The organism is Nonomuraea sp. NPDC049637, assembly GCF_040675235.1.
In the GTDB taxonomy this organism is placed as follows: Bacteria; Actinomycetota; Actinomycetes; order Streptosporangiales; family Streptosporangiaceae; genus Nonomuraea.
Genome location: NZ_JBFAOM010000009.1, coordinates 1,402 through 16,323, shown reverse-complemented (window position 1 = coordinate 16,323; position 14,922 = coordinate 1,402). Strand labels below are relative to the sequence as shown.

Annotated in this window: 10 protein-coding genes; 5 read left to right on the top strand and 5 right to left on the bottom strand. The window is 72.3% G+C overall.

What is annotated here, in order from left to right:
- The first annotated feature begins 122 nt into the window (after positions 1-122).
- Complete coding sequence (locus AB0J71_RS14725) at positions 123-944, top strand: arginase family protein (RefSeq protein ID WP_364414495.1); 822 nt, start codon at positions 123-125, stop codon at positions 942-944.
- A 217-nt stretch (positions 945-1,161) separates the two neighbouring features.
- On the opposite strand, the gene AB0J71_RS14720 is transcribed toward AB0J71_RS14725, so the two are convergent.
- Complete coding sequence (locus AB0J71_RS14720; RefSeq protein ID WP_352321950.1) at positions 1,162-1,794, bottom strand: NlpC/P60 family protein; 633 nt, start codon at positions 1,792-1,794, stop codon at positions 1,162-1,164.
- 425 nt (positions 1,795-2,219) lie between these two features.
- The gene (rsmA, locus tag AB0J71_RS14715; RefSeq protein ID WP_352321949.1) at positions 2,220-3,080 is read right to left on the bottom strand and encodes a 16S rRNA (adenine(1518)-N(6)/adenine(1519)-N(6))-dimethyltransferase RsmA; all 861 of its coding nucleotides are present in this window, start codon (positions 3,078-3,080) and stop codon (positions 2,220-2,222) included.
- 71 nt (positions 3,081-3,151) lie between these two features.
- Here rsmA and AB0J71_RS14710 point away from each other — a divergent pair, with 71 nt between their 5' ends.
- Positions 3,152-5,332 carry a protein kinase gene (locus AB0J71_RS14710; RefSeq protein WP_364414653.1) on the top strand — a complete coding sequence of 727 codons (2,181 nt, stop codon included), beginning with the start codon at positions 3,152-3,154 and terminating at the stop codon, positions 5,330-5,332.
- Positions 5,329-6,558: an FG-GAP-like repeat-containing protein gene (locus AB0J71_RS14705; protein WP_364414493.1), complete on the top strand. Its 1,230-nt coding sequence runs from the start codon at positions 5,329-5,331 to the stop codon at positions 6,556-6,558. Before AB0J71_RS14710 ends, AB0J71_RS14705 begins: the two co-directional genes overlap by 4 nt.
- A gap of 85 nt (positions 6,559-6,643) precedes the next feature.
- Here AB0J71_RS14705 and AB0J71_RS14700 read toward each other — a convergent pair whose 3' ends face one another.
- Both AB0J71_RS14700 and AB0J71_RS14695 read right to left on the bottom strand, forming a co-directional pair.
- Entirely contained in the window at positions 6,644-7,480 is an 837-nt protein-coding gene (locus tag AB0J71_RS14700) for a ubiquitin-like domain-containing protein (protein ID WP_364414491.1), read from the bottom strand.
- Between the two features lie 167 nt (positions 7,481-7,647).
- Positions 7,648-8,502: a TatD family hydrolase gene (locus AB0J71_RS14695; RefSeq protein WP_364414489.1), complete on the bottom strand. Its 855-nt coding sequence runs from the start codon at positions 8,500-8,502 to the stop codon at positions 7,648-7,650.
- 18 nt (positions 8,503-8,520) lie between these two features.
- Between AB0J71_RS14695 and AB0J71_RS14690 the strand changes: the two genes are divergently transcribed.
- Together AB0J71_RS14690 and AB0J71_RS14685 are read left to right on the top strand one after the other, a co-directional pair.
- Positions 8,521-11,790 (top strand): BTAD domain-containing putative transcriptional regulator, encoded by a 3,270-nt coding sequence (locus AB0J71_RS14690; protein ID WP_364414487.1) that lies wholly within the window; start codon positions 8,521-8,523, stop codon positions 11,788-11,790.
- A gap of 96 nt (positions 11,791-11,886) precedes the next feature.
- Positions 11,887-13,116 carry an FAD-dependent monooxygenase gene (locus AB0J71_RS14685; protein WP_364414485.1) on the top strand — a complete coding sequence of 410 codons (1,230 nt, stop codon included), beginning with the start codon at positions 11,887-11,889 and terminating at the stop codon, positions 13,114-13,116.
- Here AB0J71_RS14685 and metG read toward each other — a convergent pair.
- Positions 13,061-14,842, bottom strand: a complete 1,782-nt coding sequence (gene metG / locus AB0J71_RS14680) for a methionine--tRNA ligase (protein ID WP_364414483.1) — start codon at positions 14,840-14,842, stop codon at positions 13,061-13,063. The two genes, AB0J71_RS14685 and metG, sit on opposite strands and share 56 nt — an antisense overlap.
- Between the last annotated feature and the right edge of the window lie 80 nt (positions 14,843-14,922).

The following is a 14,922-nucleotide window of genomic DNA, read 5'->3' as shown; positions in this document are numbered from 1 at the left end:
TTCGTCCTCCTTTCTGCCAGTCAGGTGGTCATACGCCGACATTGCCGTCTTTCCGCGACGCCTTTCCTCCGCCGACCTTCTCCCCGGAACGGCGCCTTGGGATGCTGAGAGGACTACTTGATGTGGAGGTGCTCGTGTCCGAGGTGACGGTTGTCGAGGTGCCGCAGTGGCGGGGGTCCGGAGCTCGTACGGCTGAGCGGCTGCGTGAGGGGGCTCGGCTGGTTGCGGAGATGGTGGACGCCGATCGTCGGATTCAGGTCGAGGTCGATGACGATGATCTGGTGGTCACTGCCTCCAGGGTTCGGGCGGCGGTCGCCGAGGCTGGGTGGGACGGGCTTCTGGTCACCGCGGGCGGGGACTGCGGTGTCGAACTGGAGCCGGTGGCGGCGGCGCGGCGGAGGTTCGGGGATGGGATGGTCGTCGTCTGGTTCGATGCGCATGGGGATCTGAACACGCCGGAGTCGTCGCCGTCGGGGGCCTTTCATGGCATGGTCCTGAGGGCGTTGACCGGTGAAGGGCCTGACGGGCTGGTGGCCGGGCAGCCGGTCGGGGCCGGGCAGGTCGTGCTGGCGGGGGTTCGTGATCTGGATCCGGCCGAGGTCGCGTTCGTCGAGGATCAGGGTGTGCGGTGGGTTCGGGCGGCGGATGTGGAGGCTCTGGTCGAGGCTGTTGGTGCTGCGGCTGCGGCGGGGGGCGCGGAGCGGACGGCTGTCTATGTGCATGTCGACTTCGATGTGCTTGATCCGCAGATCTTCGGGAGCGTGGGGTCTCCTACGCCTGACGGGTTCCGGCCTGAGGAGCTTGTGGAGCTGGTGAGGGCCGTTGCGGAGCGGTTCGAGGTGGTGGGGTTGGGGCTCATGGAGTACGAGCCGGCGGGGGCTGAGGATCAGGCGTTGCTCGAGTCGGTGGTGAAGGAGTTGGTGGCGGTCTGCGCCGGGCGGTAGGTGGCGTTCACGGTGGCGTCCAGGGTGGATGGCCGCCTGCCGGGGGCGCGTCGTCAGCAGTTGGTGGCGCCCGGGACGGCGGGCGCCCTGGTTGACGAGCGGCCACAGTTGGCTGGCGCCCATGGGTGTTGGACGTCCGGAGGTGGTGGACGTCCGGAGGTGGGTGGCCGGGGAGGACATCCTGGGGGGACGTCCGGAGGGGGCGGGCTTCCGGGGGTCAGGTGGGGCGGATGGTTCCTCGGTAGGCGGTTCGGTAGTAGGCGGAGTTCAGGAAGTTGGTTCTTCGGACTACGTCGCCGGTCCGGGGGGCGTGGATCATGATGTTGTCGCCCAGGTAGAGCGCTACGTGGGTGGGGTCGCCGGTGCCGCCGAAGAAGAGGAGGTCGCCCTTGCGCCTGGAGGCGAGGGGGACTCTGCGGCCCTGGCGGAACTGGGTGCCGGTGTAGTGGGCGAGCCTCACTCCGGCTTTGGACCAGGCGTAGAGGGTGAGGCCGCTGCAGTCGAAGCCTCTTGTGTTCGCGCCGGTGCCCACTCCGATGGTGGGGCCTCTTGAGGAGCCGCCGCCCCACGAGAACGAGACGCCCAACTGGGTGAGGGCTGCTGCGGCTGCGATTTCGCCCTTGTGCTTCGGACGCTTTCTGGGTTTCTTCGGCTTCGGTTTCCTGGGGTGGTGGGGGGCCGGGCAGCGGGTGGTGGCGGTTGCCTTGGCGCCGGCGGCGGGGATGGTGATGGTGGCCCTGAGGCATGGAGTGGGGGTGGCTCTGGCGGGGGCGGGGTGGGCTCCTGTGGCGGTCAGGAGGCCGCTGCTGAGGATGATCGACAGTTGGGTGATGTGGTGGCGGGTGCTCATCGGTGGCTCCTTCGTCGTGATGAGGGACGGGAGCCAGGATCACGTGGGTGGCCCGGGAGCGGAGGGGCCGAACGGGGTTCTGTGGACAGGTAGGTGTTGCGTGTCTTGGGGTTGTGGACAACCGGCTGGTGTCGGGGGGCTCGCTGCGAGGCACCTGGGAGGTGTGCGGGCCCAGGAGGGAGACTCTGTGGGCCGAGGTCGGACGCGGCCGGGCTCGCGGACGTGGACGCCTCGGGCTGTAGGAACCCTGAGGTTTCAGGTGGCGAGCCCCGAGCCGTGACGTGGTGAGGCTCTGAGGTCGGTGCGGCGCTGGAGCACTCGGGGTGAAGGGCCGTGAGGTGGCGGAGCCCCCAAGAAGTCGCGGGACCCCAAAGCCCTGGGGGGTGAAGGGGGTGCTCTGGTGGGCTTTGAGGGTGGGGGTTGGGTTAGGGCTTTTGTTCGGCTATTCGGGCGAAGGAGTCGATGGTGAGTTGTTCGCCTCTGGCCGAGGGGTCCACGCCGGCCGCTCTCAGTGCTGTTTCCGCCTGGGACGGGCTGCCGGCCCAGGACGCCAGCGCCGCCCTCAGGGTCTTGCGGCGCTGGGCGAAGGCGGCGTCCACGACGGCGAAGACCTCTTCCCTGGTGGCCGTGGTGGCGGGGGGTTCGCGGCGGGTGAGGGAGACCAGGCCGGAGTCGACGTTGGGGATCGGCCAGAACACCGTACGGCCGACCGGGCCCGCCCGGCGTACGTCGGCGTACCAGGCGGCCTTGACCGACGGCACGCCGTACACCTTGGAGCCGGGACCGGCGGCGAGGCGGTCGGCCACCTCCAGTTGCACCATGACCAGGCCCTTGCGCAGCGAGGGCAGCGTCTCCAGGAGGTGGAGCACCACGGGGACGGCCACGTTGTACGGCAGGTTGGCCACCAGGGCCGTGGGGTCGTGACCGGCGAGGTCGTCGAGGGAGATCTTCATGGCGTCGGCGTTGACGACCGTGAGCCGGTCGGACGGGCCGCGCTCGGCGACGGTGAGGGGCAGTTGGGTGGCCAGGACCGGGTCGATCTCGACGGCCACCACGTGCGCGGCCTCGGGCAGGAGCGCCAGGGTGAGCGAGCCGAGGCCGGGCCCGACCTCGATGACCACGTCGTCGGCCGACAGGTCGGCCACGCGGACGATGCGCCGGACGGTCCCCGCGTCGATCACGAAGTTCTGGCCTAGCTTTTTCGTGGGGCGAAGATCTAGCTTGTTCGCCAAAATACGTATTTCTGCAGGGCCCAACAGCCTCATCATCCAACCAGTCTCCCGCATCGAAGAACCTGCGATGGCGGATGGGGGAGACCTAAGGAGAGGATGGCGTGGAACAGGAAGGGACGTCCCTGATGGAGCCAACGGGCGCCGCGCCGCTCCGTCCGACCGATCTGCGGGAGATCGGGCCCTACCGCCTGCTCGGACGGCTCGGCGAAGGCGGCATGGGGACCGTCTTCCTGGCCAGGGCCCCGACGGGGCGGTTCGTCGCGCTCAAGGTGGTGAAGGCGGAGTTCGCCAACCAGGAGGGGTTCGCCGCCCGCTTCCACGCCGAGGTGGACAACGCACGCCGGGTGGCGTCGTTCTGCACGGCTCAGGTGCTCGACAACGGCAACACCGGGGACGGACGCCCGTACATGGTGACCGAGTACATCGCGGGCACTCCCCTTTCCGACCAGATCGTGACTTTCGGGGCGCTCGACCCGGGGCCGCTGCACGGCGTGGCGCTGGGGGTCGCCGCGGCGCTGGCCGCGATCCATGTGGCCGGGTTGGTGCATCGGGATCTGAAGCCGGCGAACGTCATCCTGTCGTTGTCCGGGCCGCGGGTGATCGACTTCGGGATCGCCAGGGCGCTGGACCGGGAGACCGGGTTCACGCTCTCCGGGGAACTGCTGGGCAGCCCCGGGTGGTGGGCTCCTGAGCAGGTGCGGGGTGAGCTGGTGTCCCCGGCGGCGGACATCTTCGCCTGGGGGTGCCTGGTGGCGTACGCGGGCAACGGGCGGCATCCGTTCGGGCGGGGCGATCCCATCACGATGGCGACCCGCGTGCTGAACACGCCGCCCGAGCTGGGCGCGCTTCCCGCGCCGCTCAACGAGCTGGTACGCCGTGCCACCGCCATGGATCCCGCCCATCGGCCCACGGCCCAGGAGCTCCTGATCGCGCTGGTGGGCGGGAGCACTCCGGCGATCGCCGACAATCCGCCCACGTTGGTCGCCACCGAGATGCTGACCGACTGGGAGCCGCCGCAGAACGTCGTGGACGAGCCGGACATCACGGCCACGTTCACGACCCCGCCGCCGAGCGACGCCACGGGCGCGCGCAACCCCGGCCCCGGGAGTGCCGCGGGTCCGGGAAGGGTTTCAGGGCCCGGAGGGAGCTCGGGGCCCGGAGGAGGCTCGGGACCCGGAGGAGGCTCGGGGCCCGGAGGCGGGGCAGGAGCGGGCTTAGAGCCCGGAGCAGGTCCAGGCCCCGGAGCGGGGGCGGCGCGGCCAGGAGCGGGGGCGGGGCGGCCCAAGGTGCCCGGGGCGTTCGGGGCTGGTGCCGGGTCCGATGTTCGGAACGCTTCTGGAGGGGCCACCGACTTAGCGGGCGGGCAGGCGGGGGCGCGGCAGGCGTCCCCGGAGGAGCTGGCACGGCGCGAGGAGCAGGCCGCCCGCGAGGAGCTGGCGCGCTGGGAGGCCGAGGCGCAGGCCCGCCGCCAGGAGCAGGAGCGCCAGCTTGAGCAGGCCCGCCAACTGGCACGCAGGCAGGCCGCCTCGGGCGGCCAACCGGCACGGCCCCGACCGACCGCCGAGTCCCGGCCCCCCACCGAGTCGCAGCCCCCCACCGATACCCGGCCCGCCACCGAGTCCCGTCCCTTCACCGGCTCCCGACCCGCCGCCGAGCATCGATCCGGTGCCGAGCATCGATTCGCCGCCGGCTCCCGGTCGGTTGACGGGTCCTGGAGCGGCGGAGGCACGGACCCGGGTGCCCTGACGTACGCCCCCGAAGAACCGGACACGCTGGGCGGCACCCGCACGAAGGGCACCCGCTGGCTGATCGCCGCCGCGGCCGCCGTCCTGGCGATCGTGGTCACCGTCACCGTCCTGATCGTGAACTCCGGCCGCGACTCCTCCTCCGTCGCCACCTCCAACACCCCCTCCAAGGCCGTGACGAACCCGCGTGCGGGCGACGTGGGCCGCAGGTTCGCGCTGGGCGGGAACTTCGACGACCCGGTCGTGGTCGTGCCGGAGGCGCCGGAGTGCGGGCTGAAGGAGTTCGAGGGGCAAACCACCACGAAGGGGCAGCTCTGCGTGGTCCACTGGACCGTGATCAATCCAGGCGGTGAACCCCGCCGGCTCGTCCGGCCGGTCGTCACCATGGTCGACGACAAGGGGGGCGAGCACGCCCCCGCCCCGGTCACCCTGCCCCCGGCCCTCCAGCCGGGCGGACGGGTGGACGGCGCCTTCGTGTTCGACCTGGCGCCTTATCGCAGGCCCGTGAAGATGTCCGCGACCGTGCTGGAGAACGGCCGACAGATCGAGGTCGCCCTGTGAGCCCCGTCCGAACGCTCCCCGCCGGCGCATTCAAGGCGGTGGCGATGGCCGTCCTGCTCGCCGCCGGCGGCGTCCTGACACCGGCGCCCGCCGCCGCGTCGGCGGCGGCCTGCGCCGGAGCGGCCGACTTCGACGGTGACGGCGCGGACGACGTGGCCGTGGGCGACCCGTTCGGCGACGGGCAGAAGGGGTCGGTCCACCTGCTGTCGGGGGCCAAGGTGACCCCTGTCGCCGTGCCGGGGCCGGTCAAGGGGGACGGGCTGGGCTGGTCCGTACGGATGGCCGACGTCAACGGCGACTCCTGCGCCGACCTGCTGATCGGCGCCCCCTTCGCGGACGTGGACGGCGAGCAGGACGCGGGCAGCGTCTACGTCGTCTACGGCGGCAAGGCGGCGCCCCCGCAACGCCTGACCGCCCCGCAGCCGCAGCGGTTCGCGCACTTCGGCTGGTCGCTGGCGGCCAGGGGCGGACTGACGGCGATCGGCGCGCCCTACGAGGACGACGGCCAGATCGAGGACGCCGGAGCCGTCTACGTGCGCCAGGGCTCGGGCGCGTTGCGCCGGATCAGCCAGGAGACCGTGGACGTGCGCGGCAACAGCGAGGTCGGCGACCAGTTCGGCTGGTCGCTGGCGATCGGGCCGCGCAACGGCCTGGTCGTGGGCGTCCCGTACGAGAACGACGACGGAGCGGGACGGCAGGTCCAGGCCGGCAAGATCGACTCGGGGTCGGTGGTCTTCATCGACGACGTGCTGGCTCCCCGGATCGTGAGCCTCAAGCTCGACTCCCCCACCAAGGCCTCCGGCGACCGGTACGGCTACGCGGTCGCCTACGCCGAGGGCAACGGTTACGCGGTCAGCGCGCCCGGCCCCGGCTACGTGCAGCTCCTCGACCCGGCCAGGAAGCAGACCAGGATGCTGAGGCAGGGCGGCAGGCAGGCGTTCGGCTTCTCCATGGCGGCCTCGTCGGACGGCAGGCTGGCCGTCGGCGCGCCCTACGGCGGCGGCGTCCAGGTGTTCTCGTGGAAGAACCCGGCCGACGACCGGAAGCTCGCCACGGCCGAAGGGCTGTTCGGCTGGTCGGTGGCCTTCAGCGGGAACAAGCTCTTCGTGGGCCAGCCGGACGGGCCGCCGTACGGGAAGGTCGCGGTGGCGCCGCGCAATGCCGACGACGTGCAGTCGGTGCAACCCCCCAAGGGCACCGACTTCGGCACCTCACTGGCCGGGTGAGCGGGGCCCGATGAACGAGCCGGGCCCCCGGCAGGGGCCCGGGCAGGGGCCCGGCGTGAGCGGCAGGGGCCCGGACAGGGTGGCGTCAGGTGAACAGGCGGTCGCCGCAGTTGGGCCACTGGGTCTGCCACCGGCCGCCGACCCGCTGGTAGAGCAGCTGCGCCCGGTAGGTCTGCTCCTCCTCCGGCCAGGCGCTCGGCAGGCCGACGCCGCCGACCGCCTGCCAACTGGGCAGGCTGAACTGGTACATCCCGTAGTAGGGGCCGTCGGGGTTGTACGCCTGGGGGTCGCCACGCGCCACACAGTCGGCCAGCGCCCGCCAGTCGAGCCGGGTCACCTCCCACGGGATCTGTACGGCTCGCGGCGGCATGACCGTGATGACCGTCCCGTCCTCGGGGAAGCTGCCGAGCGGCGGACGCACCATGGACCCGCGCCGGACGGCGACGCGCTCCTGCCTGAGCACCTGCCGGACGGTACGCGCCGTGGTGCGCGCGGCGAGCCGGGTGGCGCCCGCGACCACGTAGACCCTGCGCTCGGTGTAGGCCGTGAGCGACATGCCCGACAGCGGCACCGGGCGGCCGGGCGGCGCGGACAGGCTGCCGGCCGCCGCCTCGACGTCGAGCTCGGCCAGGACGTCCCGGACGTTGGTGGCGGTGACCAGGTGGGTGGTGGTGTGGCCGTCGAGGGTCAGCGTGACCAGGCGGGCGTGGCGCACCTCGATGGTGGAGCCGTCGGCGACGGCCTCGCTCAGCGCGGGACGCACGACGTCGCCCTGCCCCACGGACACGCCCGCCTCGCCGAGCGCGTCGGCCACCCGCGCGGCGAAGCCGCGGATCGCCACCGGCGTGCCGTCGACGACCACGACGACGTCCTTGACCAGGTACGAAGCCGCGACCAGCAGGCCGGCGGCCAGCGTACCCACGACGCACACCACCGGCGTCCACGGGGAACGCCAGGGGATCCGCGGACGCGGCGCACGCCTCCTGCCTCGCACGAACCACCTCCGGAAACGGCCAGGGACCGCCCGAACGCTAGCGGCGGCGGCGCGCCCGCCTCCACCGCTTCACGAAAAGCCGCACCGAAAGATGGTCACCACTCGCCGAAGACCGTGACTCCGTTGGTGCTGATCGCCGCGCACAACTCGTCCGGATGGACGCCCTTGACCTCGGCGAGGCAGCGCAGCGTGAGCGGGATGAGGTAGGGGGCGTTGGGCTTGCCCCGGTACGGGACCGGCGGCAGGTACGGGGCGTCGGTCTCGACGAGCATGAGCTCCATCGGGGCGACGGCGGCGGCCTCGCGCAGGTAGCCGGCGTTCTTGTAGGTGACGGGACCGGAGAAAGACATGAAATATCCGGCTTCCGCGCACTTTTTCGCCATTTCGGCGTCGCCTGAGTAGCTGTGGAACACCACCCTGTCCGGCGCGCCCTGCTCGGCCAGCACCTTCAGGACGTCGTCATGCGCGTCCCGGTCGTGGATGACCAGCGCCTTGCCGGTGCGCTTGGCGATCTCGATGTGCGCGCGGAAGCTCGCGTGCTGGTCGTCCTTGCCGGCCCAGTCGCGGAAGTAGTCGAGGCCGGTCTCCCCCACCGCCCGGACGTCGGCCTGCCCGGCCAGCGCCTCGATCTCGGCCAGCACCTCGGGGGTCGCCTCGTGGGCCTCGTTGGGGTGGATGGCGACCCCGGCGTACACGCCTTCCTGCTCGGCCGCCACCTCGGCGTTCCATCGCGAGGAGGGCAGGTCGTACCCGATGGTGACGAGCCTGGTCACGCCGACCTCGCGGGCGTCGCGCAGGATGGACCGTACGGTGGCCGACGCCGCCTGGGCCGCCTGGGCCACCGGGTCGCCCGAGGACGCCTGCCTGTTGCCCACCATGATGTCCAGGTGGCAGTGGCTGTCGAACACCGGTGCGGAAAGCGGCTCGGGCGCGGCGGGAGTCTTGCTCACGCATCTAAAGTAGCCTCCATGCGCTTCGGCATTCTCGGCAGCACCCGGGCATGGGACGCGGCCGGCGTCGACGTACCCCTGGGTGGTCCGGCCAGGCGCGCGCTGCTGGCGTTGCTGCTCGTCCGGCCGGGCGAGATCGTCAGCCAGGACCGCCTCGTCGACCTCCTGTACGGCGACCGCTCGCCGAAGAACGCCCAGCACGCCCTGCACTCCCAGGTCTCCCGCCTGCGGGGCGACGGGATCCCGGTCGAGCTGACCCCCGCCGGCTACCGGCTGCCGGTGGCCCCCGACGACCTCGACGCCGGCCGTTTTCTGCACCTCGCCGACACCGGCCGCGCCGCCCTCCTCGGCCACCACCCCGCCGACCGGGCGAACGCCGCCAGAGCCGACACCGTCAGAGCCGACACCGACCGGGCTGACACCGACCGGGCCGACGCCGGCCCGGCCGAGATCGACAGAGCCGACGCCGTGCTGGCCGGGAAGTTGTTGCGGGAGGCGCTGGCCCTCTGGCGGGGGCCCGCCTTCGCCGACCTCGACCCCGTGCACGGCGCGCCGCTGGAGGAGCGCCGTCTGGCCGCGCTGGAGGACCGCATCGAGGCCGACCTGCGCTGCGGCGGCCACCAGGGCGTCATCCCCGAGCTGGGCGAGCTCGTCCAGCGCCACCCCCTGCGCGAACGGCTGCGCGGCCAGCTCATGCGGGCGCTGCGCGCCGACGGCAGGCCGGCCGAGGCGCTGGTGCTCTACGAGGAGACCCGGCGGCTGCTGGCCGAGGAACTCGGCGCCGACCCCTCCCCCGAACTCGCCGCCCTGCACCGATCTCTCCTGCGCGGCGCGACCAGCCCACCCCCGCCCCCGCCCCCGGCTCCGGCTCCGGCTCCGGCTCCGGCTCCGGCGTCCCGGGTCGTGACGGGCACAGCGGCGGTGCCGCTGCCCGGCAGGCTCACCAGCTTCGTCGGCCGCGACGGCGACCTGGCCGAGGTCCGGGCGCTGCTGGCCGCCGCCCGTCTCGTCACGCTGCTCGGCCCCGGCGGCGCGGGCAAGAGCCGGCTGGCGGTCGAGCTCGCCAGGGACCACCGCGACGCCGTCCTGGTCGAGCTGGCTCCGCTCGGCCCGGGGGCCGACCTCGCGCGAGCGGTCCTCGCCGCGCTGGGCGTACGCGACGGCGCGCTGCTGGGGGCCGCGGCGCTGGGCGCGTCCGGTGAGCCGGATCCGCTGGCCCGCCTGGTCGCGGTGCTCGCCGATCGGCCGGCCCTGCTGGTCCTGGACAACTGCGAGCACGTCGTCGGCGAGGCGGCGGCCCTGGCCGAGCGGCTGCTGTCGGCGTGCCCGGCGTTACGCGTGCTGGCCACGAGCCGCGAGCCGCTGGCGATCACCCCCGAACACCTGTGGCCGGTACGCCCCCTCACCCCCTCCGACGCCCGCACGCTCTTCACCGACCGGGCCAAAGCCGTACGTCCCGGTTTCACCCCTGGTGAGCCGGTCGAACGCATCTGCGCCGCGCTCGACGGCCTCCCGCTGGCCATCGAGCTGGCGGCCGCCCGCATGCGTACGCACGAGGCCGCCGAGCTGGCCGAACGCCTGGCCGGTCAGGGCCGGTTCAGCCTGCGCGGGAGCCGTACGGCCGACGCCCGGCACCAGACGCTGCGCGCGGTCGTCGCCTGGAGCTGGGAGCTGCTCACCGAGCCCGAACAGGCCATGGCCATGCGCCTGACCGTCTTCTCCGGTGGGGCCACCGCGGCCGCCGCCGCGGCCGTCTGCGGCCTGCCCGAGCACCTGCTCGACTCGCTGGCCGACAAGTCGCTCCTGGAGGTGTCGGGCGGCCGCTACCGCATGCTGGAGACGATCCGGGCGTTCTGCGCCGACCGGCTCGGCGAGGAGGCCGCGACTTTCCGGCGGGCGCACGCCGCGTACTTCCTGGCCCTGGCCGAGGAGGGCGACCCTCGCCTGCGGGGCGCGGAGCAGTTGCCGTGGCTGGCCCGGTTCGCGGCCGACCACGACAACCTCCAGGCGGCGCTGCGCTGGACGGTGGAGCAGGGCGAGGTGGCGCTCGGGATGCGGCTGCTGGCCGCGCAGACGTTCTCGCTGTGGATGCGCGGCATGCGCACGGTTCCCGCCAAGGCGGCGGCGGCCCTGCTGGAGGCGGCCGGTCCACGGCCCGATCCCGCGCTGGGGGACGCGTACCTGCTGACCCTGCTCACCGCGGCGAGCGGGCGGCGCGAGCTGTGGGAGCGCCACAAGGACGTCGCCGAGACGATGATCGCGGCGGGCGGCCTGCGGAACCCGGTCGTCACCTGCCTGTGGCCGATGGTCACCTCGGCGTCGGTCGACCCCGCCGTCACGATCGCGCTGATCCGGCGCGGCGAGCGCGGCCCCGACGCGTGGGAGACGGCGGCCACCCGGCTGATCTGGGCCTATCCGCGGATGGCGGCGGGCGAGTTCGCCGCCGCCGAGGCGGACCTCAAGGCGGCCCTCCAGGGCTTCCGCGGCCTCGGCGAGCGCTGGGGCTCGGCGATGACGCTTGACGCCCTGGCCTGGCTGGCCAGCACGTGCGGCGACGAGGCCACCGCGCTGGCCCGCACCGAGGAGGCCATCACGCTGGCCGAGCAGCTCGGCGCGGAGGAGGACCTGGCCGACCACTACTGCAACCGGGGCGACTACCGCATCCGGCACGACCTGGCCGGCGCGCGGGCCGACTACGAGCGCGCGGCGGAGCTGGCCGGGCGTACCGGCGGCGCGATCCTGCCGGCGGCCCTGCGCGGCCTGGGCGACGTGGCGGTACGCGAGGGCGACCTGGCCCGGGCCCGGGAGCTCTACGAGGATGCGTTGCGCCGGTCCGACCCGGTCTGGGTGAAGACGTCCGGCAACATGGCCCGGCTGCTCGTCGGGCTCGGACGGCTGGCCGCGGCCGAGGGCGACACCGCCGGGGCGCGGGCCTCCTACCTGCGGGCGATGGAGAGCACGGTCACGTCGGGCGCGCTGTCGGAGAGCGTCAGGGCGATCGAGGCGCTGGCGGTGCTGGCCTTCGACGACGATCCGGCGGCCGCGGCCACGCTGCTCGGCGCCGCCGTCGCGATCCGCGGCATCGACGTGCCCGAGGACGAGCACGTCGCCGGGTTGTCGCGGCGGCTGCGCGAGGCGCTGGGCGAGCAGGGGTACGCGAGGGCGCGGCGCGCGGGCGCCCGGCTCTCCCACCGGGAGGCGCTGATGCTGGCCGGCGTCCCGGCGGCGGTCATCGACGCCTCCCCCCTGCACTCCATCGACGACTTCCCACTCCACGATTCGCCCTGAAACCCGATCAAGGGCAAGGAATGCGGTGAGCGGGGCCGGGGTGGCGGTGAGTGTGGGGTGAGGGGGCGGTGAGCGGGGCCCGGCAGGCTCTCGGGCATGGACATCCTGATCTCCGGCGCGAGCGTCGCCGGCCCCGCCCTGGCCCTCCACCTCCTCCGCTCCGGCCACCGCGTCACCGTCGTCGAGCGCGCCCCCGCCCTGCGCGAGGGCGGCTACTCCGTCGACTTCCGCGGCGAGGCGCACATGACCGCGCTGCGCGCGCTCGGCATCCTCGCCGACGTCGAACGCCTCCAGACGCACATGGGCGACATGTCGTACGTCAACGAGTCCGGCAGGAAGCTCGCCTCCGTGCCCGGCGACCTGTTCTCCGGCGACGTCGAGATCCTCCGCGGCGACCTGGCCCGCATCCTCCACGACGCCACCAAGGACCGCGCCGAGTACGTCTTCGGCGACTCCATCACCTCCCTCGCCCAGGACGCGGACGGGGTGACGGTGACGTTCGAGCGGGGCGCGACGCGCAGGTTCGACCTCGTGGTCGGCGCGGACGGCCTGCACTCCAACGTGCGCTCGCTGGCCTTCGACGCGCCGGAAGAGGCCGTCACCAGCCACCTCGGGCTCTACTGCGCGGTGTTCACCCTCGACAACTACCTGGGCCTCGACCACACGGGCCTGCTCCACAGCACGCCCGGCAAGACGGTCGGCCTCTACAGCGCCAGGAACAACACCGAGGCCAAGGCCATGTTCTACTTCGGCTCACCGCCGCTGGAGCACGACCGCAGGGACGTCACCCGGCAGAAGGAGCTGCTGGCCGAGGCGTACCGGGGGGTCGGCTGGGAGACGCCGACGCTGCTGCGCAGGATGTGGGACGCGGACGACTTCTACTTCGACTCCACCAGCCAGGTGCACCTGGACTCGTGGTCGCGCGGCCGGGTGGTGCTGATCGGCGACGCCGCCTGCTGCCCGTCGCCGCTGTCGGGCATGGGCACGGGCCTCGCGCTGGTCGGCGCGCACGTGCTGGCGGGCGAGCTGGCCGCGGCCGGCGGCGACCACCGCACCGCGTTCGCCCGCTACGAGCAGGAGGTGCGCGCCTACGCCACCGGCTGCCAGAAGTCGGCCGTGGGCGTCAGCAAGTTCATGGTGCCGGAGAACCGGCTGATGGCCTGGTTCATGAACCAGAACTACAAGATCATGCCGTATCTGCCGTGGAAGGGCGTGATAGCGAAGTCGGTCAGGAAGACCGCCTCCGCCATCACGCTCAAGGACTACGGCCTCAGTCGGCCAGCCGGCCCAGCTCCTCTTCGACGACCTTCTGGTCGAGCTTCTTGAACAGCGGCACGGGCGGCGCGAGCGGGGTGCCTGGCTTGATCGGCCGGTGCTCCCAGCGCGCGGCGCCGTCGTACTCGCCGGTGATGACGGGGTAGGGGGCGCCGCCGTCTTCGTCGACCTCGCGGATCTCCGGCATGCCCGACCAGACGCCCTGGCCGCCGAGCATCGAGAAGACCTTGTTGGACGAGCTCGGCAGGAACGGCGTGAGCATCGTCTTGGCGTCGTCGACGACCTGGAGGGCGACGTGGAGGATCGACTTCTGCCGCTCGGTGTCGTCCTTGAGCTTCCAGGGCTCCTGCTCGGCCAGGTATTTGTTGGCCTCGCGGACGACGTCGAACGCCTCGGTGATCGCGTTCTTGAACCGCGACCTGCCCAGCTCGGCGCCCACCGGGGCGAACGCGTTGCGCGAGCGCTCCAGCATGGCCCGGTCGGCGTCGGTCAGGTCGCCGGCCTCGGGCACCACGCCGAAGTTCTTGGACGCCATCGAGATCGACCGGTTGACCAGGTTGCCCCAGGCGGCGACGAGCTCGCCGTTGTTGCGGTTGACGAACTCCTGCCAGGTGAAGTCGGTGTCCTGGTTCTCGGGGCCGGCCACGGCGATGTAGTAGCGCAGGGCGTCGGCGTCGTAACGCGCCAGGAAGTCGCGCACGTAAATTACTACTTGCCTGGAGGAGGAGAACTTCTTGCCCTCCATCGTCAGGAACTCGCTGGAGACCACCTCGGACGGCACGTCGAGCGCGCCCAGCTCGCCGGCCGAGCCGCCGCGCGCGCCGATGCCGCTGTAGCCGAACAACATCGCCGGCCAGATCTCGGCGTGGAAGACGATGTTGTCCTTGCCCATGAAGTAGTAGCCGCGGGCGTCGGGGTTCTGCCACCACTGGCGCCAGGCGTCGGGGTCGCCGGAGCGCCTGGCCCACTCGATGGAGGCCGACAGGTAGCCGATGACCGCGTCGAACCACACGTACAGGCGCTTGTTGGGCTGGTCGCGCCACCCGTCCAGCGGGATCGGCACACCCCAGTCGAGGTCGCGGCTGATCGCGCGGGGCTGGAGGTCGCCGAGCAGGTTGAGGGCGAACTTCAGCACGTTGGGCCGCCACTCGCCCTGCTTGGACTGCAGGTAGGCGCCCAGGACCTCGGCGAAGGCGGGCAGGTCGAGCATGAAGTGCTCGGTCTCGACGAAGACGGGGGTCTCGCCGTTGATGCGGCTCTTGGGGTTGATGAGCTGGATCGGGTCGAGCTGGTTGCCGCAGTTGTCGCACTGGTCGCCGCGCGCGCCGTCGTAACCGCAGATGGGGCAGGTGCCCTCGATGTAGCGGTCGGGCAGGGTACGGCCGGTCGAGGGCGAGATCGCGCCCATCGTGGTCTTGGGGAAGATGTAGCCGTTGTCGTAGAGGCCCTTGAAGATCTGCTGCGTGACGGCGTAGTGGTTCTTCGTCGTGGTCCGGGTGAACAGGTCGTAGGAGAGCCCGAGACCGGTCAGGTCTTCGGCGATCACCCTGTTGTACCGGTCGGCCAGCTCGCGGGCGCTGACGCCCTCCTTGTCGGCCTGCACCTGGATCGGAGTGCCGTGCTCGTCGGTGCCGGACACCATCAGCACCTTGTTGCCCGCCATCCGCTGGTAGCGGCTGAAGACGTCGGACGGCACGCCGAAACCCGAGACGTGCCCGATGTGGCGGGGGCCGTTAGCGTACGGCCACGCGACGGCGGTCAAGATGTGCTGGGACATGTGCTTAGCCTACGGGGCCCGGCCCCGCTCCTCGTCCAAACCCCCAACCCCCACGCGGAAAGACGGAAGCCGGCGCCGGC

What these genes read in the sequence shown, in the direction of transcription:
- rsmA (WP_352321949.1), bottom strand. Translation starts at nt 3,080, where the DNA reads ATGCGGGAGACTGGTTGGATGATGAGGCTGTTGGGCCCTGCAGAAATA.
- metG (WP_364414483.1), bottom strand. Translation starts at nt 14,842, where the DNA reads ATGTCCCAGCACATCTTGACCGCCGTCGCGTGGCCGTACGCTAACGGC.
- AB0J71_RS14710 (WP_364414653.1), top strand. Translation starts at nt 3,152, where the DNA reads ATGGAGCCAACGGGCGCCGCGCCGCTCCGTCCGACCGATCTGCGGGAG.
- AB0J71_RS14690 (WP_364414487.1), top strand. Translation starts at nt 8,521, where the DNA reads ATGCGCTTCGGCATTCTCGGCAGCACCCGGGCATGGGACGCGGCCGGC.
- AB0J71_RS14685 (WP_364414485.1), top strand. Translation starts at nt 11,887, where the DNA reads ATGGACATCCTGATCTCCGGCGCGAGCGTCGCCGGCCCCGCCCTGGCC.
- AB0J71_RS14720 (WP_352321950.1), bottom strand. Translation starts at nt 1,794, where the DNA reads ATGAGCACCCGCCACCACATCACCCAACTGTCGATCATCCTCAGCAGC.